The following is a 16,395-nucleotide window of genomic DNA, read 5'->3' as shown; positions in this document are numbered from 1 at the left end:
TCACGAAGTCTAATAAACCAGTCAGTGTTGACTATACCCAAGAAAACCAAGGAGTCATGGAAGACTGATGCTCAAGGCAATTAAATTTGTCACCTATAGTGCTATCTTGCTGGCGCTACTCGCGACCGCTGTATTTTACGGCGCGCTCACGCTCAGCCTTCCAACCTTATCTGGCAGTACTTCTACCCTCAGCATTAAAGACACCACTTTTCTTCAGCGTGATGATTTGGGTACGGCAATCATCATCGCCCAGAACCGCTCCGATGCCTCTTATGCCTTGGGGTTTGCTCACGGGCAGGACAGGTTCTTCCAGATGGATTTATTGCGCAGAAATGCAGCTGGTGAACTCTCAGCGTTGTTTGGAGAAGCAGCGCTCCCGATTGATGAAAACCGTCGTTTTCACCAGTTCCGTAAAAGAAGCGAAGAGGCATTCAAGCGATTGTCCAAAGCTGATCAGCGGGAGCTTGAGATATATACCAACGGCGTAAATGAAGCGCTGGCACAGTTCTCAGTACCTTCTTTTGAATATTTGGTGACGCAGACTCAACCCCAACCTTGGAAACCGGAAGATTCATTACTGGCGATATTCAGCATGTATCTGGATTTGCAAGGTAGAAGCCTTGAAAGGGATTTGCTGACAGATGCCCTATACCGCCAATTTGGGGAAGACATAGCGTCTTTCCTGCTGCAGCCTTCGCCGTTTCAAGCGGCTCTGGATGGCTCCAACATTAAGATAAAGTCAAAACCTGTTCCCGAGTTGCCCTCTTCTTTGTTAGAGACAGCTCAGCACGTCGAGATAGAAAAGCCTATTGCGGTAGGAAGCAACAACTGGGCAGTAGAAGGCTCATTAACGCGTAATGGTAAAGCCATGCTGTCTGATGACATGCACCTTGGCCTCGCCGTGCCTGTTATCTGGTATCGCACCCAGTTAAATATCCAATCCGGTGATGATCTGTTGCAGATAACGGGTGTCAGTTTACCCGGGGCACCAGCGATTGTGGTGGGTTCTAATGGTCATGTCGCTTGGGGGTTCACCAATGGCTATATGGATACAGCAGATTGGTATCGCTTAAGCCCGAAAGATAAAACCAGACTGGAAACTGAAACGATTCCTCTCAAAGAGGGAGAACATAAGTACCTGCTGGAACAGAGCGAGTTTGGTCCAGTCCGAGTGATCGATGGAGAAAAATATGCGCTAAGTTGGGTCGCGCATCGTGACTACGCTGTGAACCTCAATTTAATGAAGCTAGAGCAAGCGGAAACAGTCAAACAGGCACTGGATGTTAGTAAAGCAACAGGTATTCCAGTGCAAAACATGGTGCTGGCAGATTCTGAGGGAAACATTGCCTGGCAAGCAACCGGGGCTATCCCCGACAGAAGACAACCGCTCGTTAGGCCAGAGCCTTCAAGTGGATATGACAAGCGTTGGCAGCAAAGCGCAACGGATGTTCCTTTTATCGTAAACCCCAAATCAGAAAGAATTTGGACAGGTAACAGCAGGGTAGTGAGCGCCAAAGAAAATCAGCGCTATGGAAACGGTGGTTACGCGCTTGGCGCAAGGAGTGCGCAGATTAAGCACCGGCTGATGGAAAAAAACATCTTCGATATTGAAGACTTCTACGCGATTCAGTTAGACAACGAAGCGGTATTTCTTCAACGGTGGCATGAGCTGTTACTGGAACTACTGACGCGGGATGACACACTATTTAAGGAAGACATAAAAGCACTTAACAGCTGGAATAAGTGTGCCTGCGAGGATTCTGTTGGATATACATTGGTTCGCAAATACCGCGATGCATTGATAGACAGATTGTTTGCGCCGTTGGAAACCAATCTTGAAGAGCAACAACTCTCACTCTCCCTGATTGAACGACAAATTGAACCCGCACTTTGGCAGTTGGTGAAAGAGCAGCCTGAATCTTGGCTGCCGAAGAATATGACCGATTGGAATCAGTTTCTTGTCATGGCATACCTTGAGATGCGTGAAAACCTGATGATTGAAATGACAGGTCACGCGAATGGCTCTTTGCAGGCACTCAAGTGGGGAGCGGTAAATCAACTCGAAGTTCAGCATCCATTCAGCCGCCAGATCCCTATTCTTGGTAGCATTCTGGATATGCCGCCAGTAGCCGGCTTTGGAGATCGCTTTATGCCAGCGGTTCAAGGGCGAACTTTTGGTGCTTCTCAGCGTCTGATTGTTCAGCCCGGCGATGAAGTAAATGGTGTTTTAACGCTCCCTGGAGGGCAGAGTGGGCACCCTCTATCGCCTTTCTATAGAGAAGGCTTTGAATCTTATAGCAATAATGCATTTACGCCTTTGCTTCCTGGCCCTCCGGTACAACAAATTTCGTTTGAGCCGAATTAAACAGGGCGAGACTTTAAATTATCATTACAAATTAATGATAATGACGCAGCTAAATGAATGAATAATGAAGAAATTAGCAAGACTGTAGGTTATTTTTACATCTTATTTTTTGATGAAAATAATTGATATTTAGCGATAATTTATCTGCATGTGGATGAATATTCTCTCCCTCAGGATACGAGTCTGCATAGCTTATTAAAGTGTAAATTTGCAAGCAAATAGATGTTTCAATATTGATAATTTAATTAAATATTGAAGTAGTGATCTATATTTGTTCCAACAACATTTTTTGATTAGAAAAGTATGAATATTCTCATTTGTGTACCGAGTGATTCGAAAGAGAAACGTCGCATTATAAATGACGCTCTAGATTGCTCGGGCAATTTGAGGGTATTTGATATGCAATTTGATTCTTTTTCTCATGCATCGCGCTGGCTGGACCTAGCGACTTTTGGTCCAAAAAAAGGCGAAGCAAACGACCTAGTAAATAAACGCGCAAAAGCTTGGTTTGACGAGCAAGCTTCACTGCCAGCGACATCTCATTTAGAGCAATGCCATAAGCAATTTGAGGCGCAGGGCTACGGTAAAAGACCTTCTAAGGCAACCCGTGTAAGAGCCTGGCTTGATGTCGCATTCAACTCAAAAGATCAACTGCGACAGCGTGTCGCATATGCACTATCCCAAATCTTTGTCGCTTCAGACCAAGATTCCAACCTCGCCAACCACGCGCCAGCTATCGCGAACTACAACGATCTGCTGTGTCAGCATGCATTCGGTAACTTCCGTGACTTGCTGAAAGATGTGTCTGTATCTCCGGTGATGGGCCAATACCTATCTATGGTTGGCAACATGAAAGGCGACCCAGCAAGTGGACGCCGACCAGATGAAAACTATGCTCGCGAAATCATGCAGCTCTTTTCTATCGGTTTGTATGAGCGCGACATTGACGGGACGTACTATCTGGATGGGAATGGCAAGCCAATCCCGTGTTACACCGAAAGAGACATCCAGGAACTGGCGCGTATCTTTACCGGTTGGAATCACAGCGATGATGCACTGATTCAGCCAATGGTGAACAACGCCGTTGATCATGACCGTGGTGAAAAATGGGTAATGGGCCACCGTTTCCCGAAAAACATGCCTGCAGAGCAGGAAATGGATCAGGTTATGGATATGCTTCTGCATCATCCTTCGACCGCACCGCACATATCACATGGCCTTATTCAGCGCCTGACCAGCTCCAACCCATCGCCTGATTACGTGCGCCGTGTAGCGGAAGTGTTCCTCGATAATGGCATGGGCATTACGGGTGATCTGAAAGCAGTGGTCTGGGCAATCCTGACTGACCCTGAGGTTTACACTGCAACGCCAATGACAATGAGTAAAGTGCGCGAGCCTTGGTTGTCTTTGGTCGCTGTCTACCGCGCTCTTGACGTTAAGCCGGGAGCAGGGAGTGAAGTTGTAGAAACAGATTTGGTTTATCTGAAAACCTGTAACCAATATCCGCTGGGTTCACCTTCTGTATTTAATTTCTACCTGCCGGATTATGCGCCAAAAGGTGTTGTGAAAGAAAATAATCTCGTTGCACCAGAATTACAAATTATTGATTGGTCGCATATTATTTACGTCCACAACTTTATTTACGGTATTCTTCGCCTGAATCTTCAGAAAACAAGTGCTCCATTAAGAAAAGAGCTCTATATCAATGTGGAAGATTTTAAAGCGTTGATTGCTAAAAAAGATATTGATGGTTTTGTTCAGGAAACATCAGAACGCTTTTTCAATGGTGCGATGCCAAATTCACTGAAAGAGTCAATGTATAAACAATATAACGGAATGAACTTGAACCCAGGCAAATGGGTGCAGCGTTTATTGTTTGTTGCTCTGGCATCACCATATTTCCACGTTCAGGAGAACCGCGCATGAAACTGACAAGAAGAAACTTCATCAAATCTTTGGGTGCTGCGGGTGCAACGGTAGCCGCGCCAATGAGCTTAAGCGTTCAGGCGAGCGGTGCGGAAGATTATAAAGCCCTTGTTTGTGTCTTCCTGGCTGGTGGTAATGACTTTTTCCATCAAGTGTTACCTTTAGACAGCACTAATTACAGCAAATATGCCTCTTCACGGAATTCGACAGTGGTTTCACACAGCGAAGTGCACCCTCTAAATATTCGTGATGCGAATGGTGTGCGCTTTGGCCTGCATAAAGGCATGACACCGCTTATGCCTTTGTTCGAAAGAGGTAAGGCAAACTTTGCACTTAATGTTGGTCCATTGCTGGCACCAGTTACTCAAAGTGACATCGCTTCTGGTCGCGCCGATTTGCCTCCATTCCTGTTTGCGCACAACAAGCAGCAGGAAGTGTGGCAGCATAGCTGGATGGGACAGGATTACAGCGAAAATGGCTGGCTAGGTATGTCGATGGATGTTCTGTCGCGCAGTTATGGTGGTTTGCCGAATGCATTCCACACTGGCCCGAATACACTGCTGGATGCTTACGATACCGACAAAATCTTCGTGAACAGAAATGGTTTTGAATCTTTCAAGATGCTTAAGAATGCCGCAATGCGTTCAAGCTACGAAAGCAATGCAAACCAATACTATGATTCGCCACTGACTGCAGGTTACGCGGATGTGGTGAAACAAGCGATGTACGCGCAAGACCAGATGAGCCCAATCGTTGAGTCTATCCCAATGGATAAGCGTATCCCTGACTCTAGTCTTGGTATGCAGCTACGTGCGGTGAAGCAAATGATTGAAGGTGCGCAATTGCTGGGCCATAACCGTCAGGTGTTCTACGTATCACTCGGTGGATTTGACACTCATGACAATCAGGTTCGTCGTCAGGATGAGTTGATGAGAGAGTTTTCGGAAGGTATTGCTTCGTTCTACGCCTCTCTTGAAGAGGAAGGGTTGGAAGATAATGTACTGACCTGCACATTATCAGAGTTTGGCCGCACGATGCATGACAATTCGCGTAACGGTACAGACCACGGCTGGGGTGGCGGACACTTCCTGTTTGGCGGTGGCGCGCAGGCGAGTACTTGTTTCGGTACTTACCCAGACTTCACGCGTGGTGGCCAGGATGACAATGGTGAAGGGCGCTTGATCCCTAAAATCTCCCATGAACAGTATGCAGCGCATGTAGTTCAATGGCTTGGGCTCAATAACGGTGCATTGAACACAGTATTTCCTAACTTGTATAAGTTTGGTGGGCCAATGGCGCAAACAGCGGCAGCGTAATTCAGCGCGCAAAAGCGTATTCAGATCCCCTGTGTATTCAAAGCCCGCAAAAGCGGGCTTTTTTGATTTCTTCCGCAATACTGGTTTTCTAATTCTTACGATTTCAGTGCTTTCTGACTCACCTTGATAGATTCAATATACAAAATGCCATACCATTTATATTCAACCATCAAGAAGTAAGGAAACAAAAATGAGCGAAAGCTGGGATGATTTGGCCGCTGGGTGGGACGAAAACGAAGCGGTCATGGTGTATTCAGAGAAAGCTTTCAGCTCCCTCGGCGAACTTATTAATATTAAGGACGCGGTCGTTTTGGATTTTGGCTGCGGCACAGGCCTTCTTACTGAAAAGCTCTCTCCAGAAGTTGCATCCATAACAGCAATAGATCCTGCTTCAAAGATGATTGATGTATTGGAAGGGAAAGCGCTTTCAAACGTGATTCCGATTGCAGGTGTTGTTGATGAAGCCTTCGTGCGCGAATGCCGACAGGCCAAACAGCGCTTCGACGTGATTGTTGCTTCATCCGCGCTGGCATTTGTTCCAGACTACCCAGAAACCATCGCTTTGTTGACCATGTTGCTTGCCGACAATGGGGTTCTCGTACAATGGGATTGGGAGAGAAGCAGTGACTCTAGTGTTGGTTTTTCTGCAATAGAAATTGAAGACGCTTACGAAAACGCAGGCCTCAAAATGGTGTCTATGTCGAACCCATTTAGTATGGGTGATATGAGGGTCATCATGGCAGTGGGACAGCGAGAAGCCTAACCAGTTACTCCAAAGCGCATACAAAAACGAAACGCCAGTGTCGAGCAGACAGTAGTTTTGCTCTTCACTGACGTTTAAATTTTCACTTGTCGCTTTTCGAGGAGAGATTACTTCAGAAGCTCAACCATGACTTCACCTACACCATGCGCACTTGCAGGGTTTTGGCCTGTCACCAACTTGCCGTCAGTAATCACGTGAACGCCCCAAGGTTGGATTTTGCTGTATTTTGTGGCCTTTCGCGTCAAAGACTCTTCTAGCAAGAAAGGAATATCATTGATGGTGCCGAAATCTACTTCTTCTTCACGGGTAAAAGCTGTCACCGTTTTGTCTGCAATCAACGGCTGACCATTACTCAACGTGATTGGCAACAAAGCCGCAGGGCCGTGACAAACTGCACCAATAACACCACCATTTTCATAAAGTTTGGCTGCTAGGCTTGCCGTTGGAGCATGTTGTGCAAGGTCAGAAAGCAGACCAAAACCACCTGGGTAGAAAATCGCGTCGTAGTCGTCGGCATTCAACTGGCTCACCGGAATAGTGTTCTTTACACGAGACTGGAATTCATCGTTGTTGAAAACACGGCTGTTAACGTCGTCACCTTCCATATCTTCGCCATAGAAAGGCACTTCGCCACCATTTATAGAAGCAACGTCATAGGCAAAGCCAGCTTTTAGAAATACGTCCAATGCGTGAGTCAACTCTGGTGCGTATGTGCCGTTCGCCTGGTCTGTGGTTCCAAGTGTGGCGTGATTCGTAACAATGATCAGAATCTTTTTCATGCTGTAATCCTTTTATCTTGATCGGTGAGCGGGGGTCAGGTCGCTCGATGGATACACTCTATACTTTCGCTATATAGGTGATAATCCATTAATATGGAAAACCGACTTTGCTATATGGCAATAATTAATGAATAAACGCTCGCTCAGTTTTGAAGGTATTGTTGAGTTCGTCTCCGTGGCTGACGCAAAGGGATTCAGTGAGGCTGCGCGGCGGTTGAACTGTTCTGTAAGCCATGTATCCCGGCAGGTTTCCCGTTTGGAAGAGCGTTTGGGAACGGCGTTATTTGCCCGCTCAACAAGGTCTGTAAGGCTGACGGAAAGTGGGCAGCAGTATTACTTGCAATGCCAAGAGCTCGTAAGTGGGCTTTCCCAAGCCAATGAAATGGTGACAGGCGCGCAGTTTGATTTGCAGGGAACGTTGCGAATCAGTATGGCGGGTTCTTTTGCTGAGCAATTTGTCGCGCCTGCATTGGTTGAGTTCGCCAAACTTCATCCCGATCTTGCCGTCGAGTTGGATTTCAGTAGCCGTCACGTGAACTTTGTTGAAGACGGCTTTGATTTTGCGATTCGTTATGGTCGTCTGCAGGACTCCGGGCTGGTGGCACGAAAGCTAGCAAACAGAAACTTGATGGCGGTTGCTTCACCAGAATATCTTTTAGCGAATGGGGAGCCAGAGAATCCCCAAGCATTGGTGAAGCATTCATGCCTCATTACCAATAACGACACCTGGCTCTTCGAAAGGAATGGTAAAGAGACGCCGATAAAGGTATCTGGCCGTTTCCGATGCAACAATGCGAATGCCATGGTTGAAGCTTGTAAAGTGGGACTAGGCATTGGCTATATGCCAAAAAGCAGCTTTCTAAAAGCGGTTGAAGAGGGGAGCTTGGTGCCTGTTCTCGAACCTTACTGGACGAAGAACATTACCTCTTGGGTGGTGTATCAAAACCGTCGATTCTTACCCCTTAAGGCCCGTCTCGCTATCGACCATCTACTCGAACATTTCAAAGAGTGGAACGAATAAAGAAGAGGGTAAGCTTAAACCTAAAAACAAAAACACCGCCCACGAAACCGCAGGCGGTGTTTTAAATTGGAGCGATGCTTAAGCTGCTTGCGCGTTATCTTCAATTGCTACGCGGTTAACGTTCCAGCTCAGCATCAGACCCAGCGCCACACTCGCGCCAGCTCCCATCATCACCGCTGATACCGTCAACAGACCGTGGATTGCCAATGCAGATACCACACCACTTGCCACGAAACAGATCATCGTCTGCAGGAAGTTCAGCAGACCCGCTGCCGTTGCGCTGCAGGTTTTGAATTCTTCCAGCGCTTTGTTTACCACGATTGGGTAAATCGCACCGTTAGCCGCAGCCAGGAAGCAGAATGGGATCAGTACCGGCCAGATGTTGGTCACATCAGTCTGCCAAGACACCACGAAAATGATTGAAACACTCGCGATGAACAGGCCCACGAACCACGGCAGAAGCACAGAACCATCAAACTTGTTCAAGAGTGCACGACAGCTGTAACCACCGACAATGAACGCGATAGTTTGTGGAACATAGCTCATGCCGATGTCAGCGCCGCTGTAACCCATTTCTGTCATCACGAAGGGAGAGCCAGTCAGCCAAGCAAAGAACGCTGCGGAACAGCCTGCGAATACCAGCATGTTGCCAACGAACTTGCGCGAGTTGATGATGTTCTTGTAATCGCTAACCAGTTTCGCACCCAGCTTCTCGTCGCTGTTGACTGCCGGCGCACTTTCTTTCTGACGCAGGGTTGTGATCACCAATACCGCGCCCAAGGCAACCAGTGCGATGAAGATGCTGCGCCAGCCAAACTGAGACTCCAGTGCCGCACCTGCCAGTGGTGCAAGGGCAGGAGACAGAGCGACCAACGGCATGATGGTGGCGAACACACGTTGAGACGTTTTGCTGTCATAACGGTCGATAACTACCGCTTGCCAAATCACAGAAGCAGAACACGCACCCAGTGCCTGTACAAAACGTGCAGCCAGGAACACTTCAATGCTGTCGGCCATAAAACAGGCTACTGTTGCAGCACTGAACAGTGCCATACCGCCTACCAGCACTTTAATGCGGCCAATGCGATCAGATAGTGGGCCATAAACGATTTGACCCAGCGCCATGCCCAACAGGAACACGGTCAGCGACAAACCAATCATGGATTGAGTTGTACCCATCTCAAGGCGGATGTTTTCAAAAGCGGGCAGGTACATATCAGTCGCCAGAAAACCGAGCATGCTCAGACCAGCAAACCAAATCATTGTTGTCATAGGAACAGTATTTTTCATTTTACTTATCCGTTGTTGCAATATGCGCGCAGTCTACTGCTAGCGAAAAGCGCTGTGAAACGCTAAAATTTCCACATTGCTTTCAAAAAATTTGATTCGTATGTTTTCCTATCAAGATCTGCAAGTTATCGATGCCGTTGCACGTCGTGGTGGCTTTTCCGCCGCAGCCGAAGAATTGCACAAAGTACCCAGCGCGGTGAGCTACACCGTCAGGCAGATGGAAGAGAAGCTTGCTGTGAATTTATTTGAGCGATTACACCGCTCAGTCAAACTCACACCCGCTGGCGAGTTCTTTGTGCAACAGGCAAGAGACTTGATGAAGCGGATGGATGAAATTCGCGATCAAACCCAGCGTGTTGCTAATGGTTGGACACGAAGTGTCTCTCTGGCACTTGATAACGTGGTGCGTGAAGATCGTGTCGATTCATTAGTCCGGGACTTCTACGATGCTTTCCCTGACGTGGAATTGCTGCTGACCATGGAAGTGTTCAATGGCGTGTGGGATGCACTGGCATACGATAGGGCAGATATTGCGATAGGCGCGACAGCAGCTGTGCCAGTGAGCGGAAACCTGAGCTATCGAGATATGGGGATTCTCACCTGGCGGTTTGTGGTTTCGAAAGACCACCCTTTGGCGGCAGAGCCTGAGCCACTCAGACATGACCAACTGCTGACTTACCCTGCAATTTGTCTTGAAGACACCTCCCGCATTCTTCCCAAACGTGCCACCTGGCTGCTCGACAACCAGCGTCGCCTCACTGTACCCAACTGGCATAGCGCCATTCAGTGTTTTCGCTCAGGGTTAGGGATCGGAGCCATGCCATCACATATGGCTCAGCCTTATCTAGCAAGTGGCGAGTTGGTTGAGAAAACACTGGTAGAGCCTCCCGCTAAAAGTCCCTGTTGTATTGCATGGCGCTCCGATAAAGAAAACCCGGCGGTGAACTGGATTTTGGATTATCTGGGTGATGCGGAGAAAGCGCATCGGGAATGGTTGGAGTGAAATATGTGTATCCTACATGAGGCACCTTTGATTAAGTGAATAATTTTGTTTTGAATGTCGCAATTAATCTCGCTTAATAGTGTGATTGCTTGGCCTTTCCTACCATTTACTGCGATATTACATCCCTTCTCAAGTTATAGAGTTTTAACTTTTTTGAGATTCCTAGATTAGTGAAAATCCACTTAAGAGGTAATTTTTTGAAATTTAATAGTATTTTTATTTTGATCCTGTCTGGCGCTTTTTTGTTTGGTTGTGGAGGGAGTTCTGGTGGTACAGATGCTTCGACTGATTCGGTTGACAATGGCGGTAGTGGGACTGACTTTGCATCCGTGTCAGGTGTTTACGCAGCAAATCATTTCAATAATGAAAATGTTTTATTTATTGATAATGAAGGAAAAATTACAGCTTACAATTATCTGGGGGACTCGTATGATAATGGTTTGAGTTGCTATCGAAAAGCAATTCAAAATGACACAAATTACCTACTAAATGACACGCAACTTCAATATGATGAGAACACACTACAATTCTATACAGAAGTTGAAGGCAGCAGACTAGCTTGGGAAATGAACACGTTCGGTAGTGTTAGCTTAGTTCTTTATGACTCTTTACAGGGGACTGAGATAATAATAGAGAGTGGAAAGTTTGTTTTATCAAAAGAATTGTCATCCATTACCGAAGATCAAATATCTTCCAGCTTATGTAATTAAGGCTGCTTTCAAACCTGTTGGTAAATCATAATATTTTATTATTTTTCAAATGGTTGATTGGAGGAAATTAGTACGAACACTTTTATGGTTGGGTTGAATTGGTGTTTGGAACAGTAACTCTATGCCGCCTTGTATAACGAACTAAAGGCGGCAAGATCACTCTTATCAGAACGGAGATTAGACCTTTGCCTGACTCATCCCTAAAGTCATTTTCTTACCCAGCGCCAACCGTCTCCAAATCTTCTCAAGTGGCCCCATTCGGTGATGTTTCAGCCAGTAGTTGGCAAACAGCACTTGAACCACACTCATTATCACAACGATGCCAATCAATGGGGCGCGGTTTAACGTGCCGTACAGGTCTGGAAGTAGCCAGTGGAAAATCGCCACGGCAATGAATGATTGCGAAAGATATAGCGTAAATGCCATGCGCCCGCAGGCAGCGAAAGGCTGAACAATGTCCGACCGTCTTTCCACTAACCATATCAGCAGTTTGGCATAGCACAATGAGAGGAGTGGAGACATGGACATGTTGAGCAACTGCAATGCCAAGCCTAGCTCTTCGTTGAAGCCGATTTCGCCTCTGAAGTTCACTAAAAATGCCGATGCAAAAGCGGTTAAAGCGCCGACCACACACCAGACAATTAAACGTTTTGATGAATTGAAGAAACCTGTTTTGTACAGCCCCATGCCAATCAACATCAGACCACCGACGTGGAACATGAGCACGGGTAAGCCCGATATATAAACGCGGAAATACATTTCTAAACGCAAAGGTATCTGTTCAAAAAAGTAGTTGCCAGTGGTGGTTTGAATTAGTTCGGCAGCTTTGCTTGGAGAAACGGGAAGGTAGGTGCCCATAATAGGAGGCGGGGTTTCTTCCGGCGGCGCAAATGCAATAGCTGCGGAAAGCGCTAAAAAGAGCAATGCGGCTAATGAAAAGAAGAAAACACCCAAAATGAGCTGGGTGCGGGCTCGCCAGTTAGCGGCGCGGAAGAGAACAAGACCTGTAACGGCATAAACAAACAGGACATCACCCGGCCAAATGAAAGCTGCATGAAGTAAACCAATCACAGCAAGCCAAAACAGTCGTCGTGAAATCCACTTGCCCGCAGATTGCTGTTTGCGCTGCCAACTCTCCGTTTGAATGACCAAGCCAACCCCAAATAGCAGACTGAACAGGCTCATAAAGCGTCCATCAAGGAATATGGCTTGGAAGGTATACACCGCCATATCCATATCAGTCGCCGTCCCTTGCCAATCTGGAGCATGTAGCGCCAGAGCCGGCAAAGCCTGCTGGGCGAAAATGTTCATAAACAAAATGCCAAGAATCGCGATGCCGCGGATGACATCGAGACTGAGTATCCGTTCTGCTGGGTTGGGCGGTGCAGTTGTCATTTCACTTCTCTCATTCAAATGATTAAAAACTGTGCTGTGACATCTATATGTAACTCGTTAAGTTGTTTCAATGAGATAGAGGTGTTTTTGCGGATAGGGTAAGCAATGTAACTGAGGGAATGATACATGGCTCTACAATTCACCGGATGAATGTCATGGGTTGCAGTTTTTATTCTTCTTATCAATACCCTGCAGAAAAATTGATGTTTCTTTCCGTGGATTAAGAATCGCCAGTAGGTAGTATCTGATGAAAGTGATTGCACTGACGCACCACGTTGATAAAAGGGAACTGCCTATGCTGGAAATCAGACCTAACTGCGAATGCTGCGATAAAGACCTGCCACCAGAATCAACCGAGGCGATGATTTGTACTTACGAATGCACTTTTTGTGCGACCTGTGTTGAAGACATTCTTTCTAACGTTTGCCCAAACTGTGGCGGTGGATTTATGCCTAGACCTATTCGCCCGAAAACAGCGCGGCGTGAAGGGTTGAGTATTCATCATCAATTGCCTTCAACTAAGCGGGTGCATACGCCTTACACCATTGAAGAACTCAAAGCATTTGGTGAGCAGTTTAAACATATTGCGCCTGAAAACCGCTAATGCCAGTAACAAAACGACGTGATAAACAGGGAGAGTGAGATGGTTACGTGTTATCTGAGGTATGTCATCGACCCGACGAAAACGGCAGAGTTCGAGCAATATGCCAAAATGTGGATTCCTTTGGTGAACAAGTTTGGCGGTCAACATAACGGCTATTTTCTGCCTTCTGAGGGGGCGAATAATATCGCACTGGCGTTGTTCACGTTTCCGAGCCTGGCGGGATACGAAGTATATCGAACCAAATCTTTTGATGATGAGGCCTGCAAAGCGGCTTTCGAGTTCGCAGCAGAGACTGCTTGTATTATCAGTTACGAGCGCAGTTTTTTCCGCCCAGTCTTTGAATGATCTGTACATTAAAAAAGCAGCCCAACAAGGCTGCAAAATATTGGGCTCGGTGCCGCTTGTTAGACATGTCACAGTCCTGCGGTTCTTATTTTTACTTGGGCTATCAGCTTCCTGCGAGTGCGGATACAGTGGAAATAAAGCTTTTCAAGCCCAGGAACAAGGTCACCAAACTAATCAGTATGCCTAGGCACAATGACACCTTCCCATTCACGAATTGACGCATGAAGCGCGACTGGCTGGTGATCATGACCAAAAGGATCACCGCTATTGGCAAAATAATTCCATTGAGTACCTGCGCCGAGATAATCACAAACACAGGGTTTAATCCTGTCGCCGAAATAAATATGCCAAAGATTAAGATGGAAAGGTTGGTGTAGAAGAAACGCTTATCTGACTTGTCGTATTTCCAACCAAACAGTCCTGCCAGAACATACGATGCACCCAACGGTGTGACGATGGCGGAGGACAATCCTGCTGCAATCAAACCAACACTCAGAAAGATTTTCGCATAGTCCCCGAGCACGGGCTCTAGCGCCTGAGCCATCGTAGCGATACTTTCCACCGAAGCCCCACGAATTACCGTGCCAGCCGTAATCATCACAGCTGCTGTAATCAACCCACCAATGGTAATGGCTACGATAATATCGAGCTTGGACAGTTCGAGTTGATCAGTACTGCTGAATGCTTTTCTGGCGTTAATAGCGTGAACAAAAAAGTTGTATGGAACAATCGTGGTGCCAATTAAGCCAAGAACCAGAAACATTCCACCTTCAGGAATGCTCGGAACCAAACCAGCTGCCACTTCTGACCATTCAGGTCCAACGGCAAACATGGAAATCAGAAATACGACAGCCATGGTGGCAACAAGCACCATCAAGACCTTTTCAATCAGCTCAAAAGGGCCGAAGTTAATCAGCACTAAAATTGCGATACCCACGAGTGGACCAAGAATTTGGGTCGAAACACCTGTCAGTGTCGATAACCCGGCGGCAGAGCCAGTTAGATCGCCGCCCATATAAGCAATACATCCGAGGGGAATGGCGGTGCCAACGAGCCCTCGAATCAAGTATCTCGCTGTGTGATTCTCAAACGCAGAAGAGATAGCTTCTGAAAGGCCTTTGCGGGTAACCACACCGAGTCTTGCAGCCATTTCTTGAAGGATGATGGTAGCGACAATCGCGAACAGCACTGTCCAAATAAGGGCATAACCGAAATCAGCCCCTGTTCTTGTTGCTGTAGTGACAGTGCCTGGCCCGATAAATGACCCTGTAATCACAACAGCAGGGCCAATGGCTTTTATTTTGTCGAGAAAAGTATATTTGGGTTTTGAAACGTTGACATTTTGCGTGGACATATCATCCTCCTTGATTGGGTGAACTTCGAGTCTGTCTTTGCGTAAATTCCGTTAGTAGGCAGAACCTTCCGGGTTCGTTAAATCGTGCTTTTCTGAACCGGTCAGTGGTGGATTAAACACGCTCACTAGGACCAGATCTTGAGTTTTCCCACCTCTTAGGTAGTGGGGGTCGTGTTGGTCAAGCACGTATATATCGCCCTTGCGAATGGGGAATACGTTACCTGCCATGTCTTCCACTTCTCCTTCACCCTCAATGCAGTAGCAAGCTTCAAGATGGTTCCTGTAATGCAGCTTTGACTCTGATCCAGCACGCACAACGGTGTGGCAAATAGTGAACCCCATATTGTCTTGCAATGTGAGAAGACGATGGCTGGTGCCGTTGCCCCAATCGACAAAGCGTTGTGTTGATTCAACCTCCAGTAACGAGCGAACAAACATATAGCCTCCAGATGTTAGTTTTATTTGTATTTAATCAAGCGGGATTAGCATCAACACATGAGTGAGACGCTTCCAGTGTTAACAAGCTGCTAACATGTTTGAATGATGGTTTTAATTGTTCTTAGGAACAATTGATTAATATTTGAATAGGCTGTTAGGAAAAATAACAATGAAGCTTCCACCGTTATCTGCCCTGAAGGCTTTTGAAGCGACAGCAAGGCATCTTTCTTTCTCGCAAGCTGCCGAAGAGATGTTTGTGACACACGCTGCAGTGAGCCATCAGATCAAACGGCTTGAAGCGTGGTTTAATACAAGCTTGTTTGAGCGCAGAGGCAGGGGGATTCGTTTAACGAGGAACGGAGAGTTGTTGTTCCGGCGTGTATCGCCAGCGATGATTGATATTGCGGAAGCTTGCAGGTCTGTAAAGTCGAGAGTGGGCAACGACTCTCTAACGATCGGATGTATACCTTCCATAGCAAATCGATGGTTGGTTCCACACTTGGTGGAATTCACGGCTGTCCACCCTTCGTTAGATGTGAGAGTTGTTTACGCTAATGGTGGGGATACCTTGGATACCAACGACTTAGACGTGCTTATCTCTACGGACAAGTTGAAAGGTGGCGGGGTTAGCTCGAAGCGCCTTTTCAGCCGAATAAAGAAGCCAGTGTGTAGTCCATCATTTCTCGGAAAATGTGGTCCTTTGAACGAAGTAAAGAAGATTGCAGAAGTACCGCTAATACATGACGAGCATCGTAAAGAATGGCAACAATGGTTTGAATCTGCGAACGTCTGTTGGAATGCCGCGGACAGTTGGCCTGTATTTCAAGATTTCAATTTATTGGCCACTGCAGTTATTGCGGGCCATGGTGTCGCGCTTTGTCCTGTTGAGGTATTTCGCTTAGAGATCGAACGCGGTGATTTAGTGGTGATTTCAGATATATCGACCAAACAAGATTTAGATTATCACGCTAATTATCGGGGCAACGCCAGTGCGGCAACACTGGCGTTTATCGAGTGGTTTCGCGGTTTGTTGTCGGTTGAAAAATAAGCTTTATTTTTCAGCTGCCTGTTCCTGAACAACAGCGA

The 16,395-nt window shown here is 46.8% G+C and carries 15 protein-coding genes; 10 read left to right on the top strand and 5 right to left on the bottom strand.

The window, feature by feature from the left end; genetic code table 11:
* The first annotated feature begins 67 nt into the window (after positions 1 to 67).
* The 4 genes from GCE9029_RS06730 (at position 68) to GCE9029_RS06715 (ending at position 6,370) form a co-directional block, all read left to right on the top strand.
* Positions 68 to 2,365 carry a penicillin acylase family protein gene (locus GCE9029_RS06730; protein WP_062661989.1) on the top strand — a complete coding sequence of 766 codons (2,298 nt, stop codon included), beginning with the start codon at positions 68 to 70 and terminating at the stop codon, positions 2,363 to 2,365.
* A 399-nt stretch (positions 2,366 to 2,764) separates the two neighbouring features.
* Entirely contained in the window at positions 2,765 to 4,291 is a 1,527-nt protein-coding gene (locus GCE9029_RS06725) for a DUF1800 domain-containing protein (RefSeq protein ID WP_062661987.1), read from the top strand.
* The gene (locus GCE9029_RS06720) at positions 4,288 to 5,607 is read left to right on the top strand and encodes a DUF1501 domain-containing protein (RefSeq protein ID WP_062661985.1); all 1,320 of its coding nucleotides are present in this window, start codon (positions 4,288 to 4,290) and stop codon (positions 5,605 to 5,607) included. The genes GCE9029_RS06725 and GCE9029_RS06720 overlap by 4 nt, the downstream gene beginning before the upstream one ends.
* 190 nt (positions 5,608 to 5,797) lie before the next feature.
* A complete protein-coding gene (locus GCE9029_RS06715) occupies positions 5,798 to 6,370 on the top strand; it encodes a class I SAM-dependent DNA methyltransferase (protein ID WP_062661983.1) in 573 nt (190 codons plus the stop codon).
* 107 nt (positions 6,371 to 6,477) lie between these two features.
* Here the strand turns inward: GCE9029_RS06715 and GCE9029_RS06710 are convergent, their stop codons facing one another.
* Positions 6,478 to 7,149, bottom strand: coding sequence for a type 1 glutamine amidotransferase domain-containing protein (locus GCE9029_RS06710; RefSeq protein ID WP_062661981.1), 672 nt, complete (start codon positions 7,147 to 7,149; stop codon positions 6,478 to 6,480).
* 127 nt (positions 7,150 to 7,276) lie between these two features.
* Here GCE9029_RS06710 and GCE9029_RS06705 point away from each other — a divergent pair, with 127 nt between their 5' ends.
* Positions 7,277 to 8,170, top strand: a complete 894-nt coding sequence (locus GCE9029_RS06705; protein WP_062661979.1) for a LysR family transcriptional regulator — start codon at positions 7,277 to 7,279, stop codon at positions 8,168 to 8,170.
* 78 nt (positions 8,171 to 8,248) lie between these two features.
* Here GCE9029_RS06705 and punC read toward each other — a convergent pair whose 3' ends face one another.
* Positions 8,249 to 9,460: a purine nucleoside transporter PunC gene (gene punC / locus GCE9029_RS06700; RefSeq protein WP_062661977.1), complete on the bottom strand. Its 1,212-nt coding sequence runs from the start codon at positions 9,458 to 9,460 to the stop codon at positions 8,249 to 8,251.
* Between the two features lie 100 nt (positions 9,461 to 9,560).
* Between punC and punR the strand changes: the two genes are divergently transcribed.
* Both punR and GCE9029_RS06690 read left to right on the top strand, forming a co-directional pair.
* The gene (gene punR / locus GCE9029_RS06695; RefSeq protein ID WP_062661975.1) at positions 9,561 to 10,463 is read left to right on the top strand and encodes a DNA-binding transcriptional activator PunR; all 903 of its coding nucleotides are present in this window, start codon (positions 9,561 to 9,563) and stop codon (positions 10,461 to 10,463) included.
* A gap of 197 nt (positions 10,464 to 10,660) precedes the next feature.
* On the top strand, positions 10,661 to 11,173 hold the full coding sequence (locus GCE9029_RS06690) for a hypothetical protein (RefSeq protein ID WP_157487779.1): 513 nt from the start codon (positions 10,661 to 10,663) through the stop codon (positions 11,171 to 11,173).
* A 177-nt stretch (positions 11,174 to 11,350) separates the two neighbouring features.
* Here the strand turns inward: GCE9029_RS06690 and GCE9029_RS06685 are convergent, their stop codons facing one another.
* Complete coding sequence (locus tag GCE9029_RS06685) at positions 11,351 to 12,568, bottom strand: DUF418 domain-containing protein (protein ID WP_062661972.1); 1,218 nt, start codon at positions 12,566 to 12,568, stop codon at positions 11,351 to 11,353.
* 247 nt (positions 12,569 to 12,815) lie between these two features.
* On the opposite strand from GCE9029_RS06685, the gene GCE9029_RS06680 reads away from it, so the two are divergent.
* Positions 12,816 to 13,172: a DUF1272 domain-containing protein gene (locus GCE9029_RS06680; RefSeq protein WP_231870045.1), complete on the top strand. Its 357-nt coding sequence runs from the start codon at positions 12,816 to 12,818 to the stop codon at positions 13,170 to 13,172.
* 39 nt (positions 13,173 to 13,211) lie between these two features.
* The gene (locus GCE9029_RS06675; RefSeq protein ID WP_062661970.1) at positions 13,212 to 13,517 is read left to right on the top strand and encodes an NIPSNAP family protein; all 306 of its coding nucleotides are present in this window, start codon (positions 13,212 to 13,214) and stop codon (positions 13,515 to 13,517) included.
* A 103-nt stretch (positions 13,518 to 13,620) separates the two neighbouring features.
* Here the strand turns inward: GCE9029_RS06675 and GCE9029_RS06670 are convergent, their stop codons facing one another.
* Together GCE9029_RS06670 and GCE9029_RS06665 are read right to left on the bottom strand one after the other, a co-directional pair.
* Positions 13,621 to 14,871, bottom strand: coding sequence for an Nramp family divalent metal transporter (locus tag GCE9029_RS06670; RefSeq protein WP_062661968.1), 1,251 nt, complete (start codon positions 14,869 to 14,871; stop codon positions 13,621 to 13,623).
* Between the two features lie 51 nt (positions 14,872 to 14,922).
* Positions 14,923 to 15,309 (bottom strand): ectoine synthase, encoded by a 387-nt coding sequence (locus GCE9029_RS06665; RefSeq protein WP_062661966.1) that lies wholly within the window; start codon positions 15,307 to 15,309, stop codon positions 14,923 to 14,925.
* A 169-nt stretch (positions 15,310 to 15,478) separates the two neighbouring features.
* Here GCE9029_RS06665 and GCE9029_RS06660 point away from each other — a divergent pair, with 169 nt between their 5' ends.
* The gene (locus GCE9029_RS06660) at positions 15,479 to 16,357 is read left to right on the top strand and encodes a LysR substrate-binding domain-containing protein (RefSeq protein WP_062661964.1); all 879 of its coding nucleotides are present in this window, start codon (positions 15,479 to 15,481) and stop codon (positions 16,355 to 16,357) included.
* Positions 16,358 to 16,395 lie beyond the last annotated feature (38 nt).

Source organism: Grimontia celer, assembly GCF_900055185.1.
Lineage (GTDB): Bacteria > Pseudomonadota > Gammaproteobacteria > Enterobacterales > Vibrionaceae > Enterovibrio > Enterovibrio celer.
The sequence above is the reverse complement of the archived record's forward strand: the minus strand, read 5'-3'. Positions and strand labels throughout refer to the sequence as shown.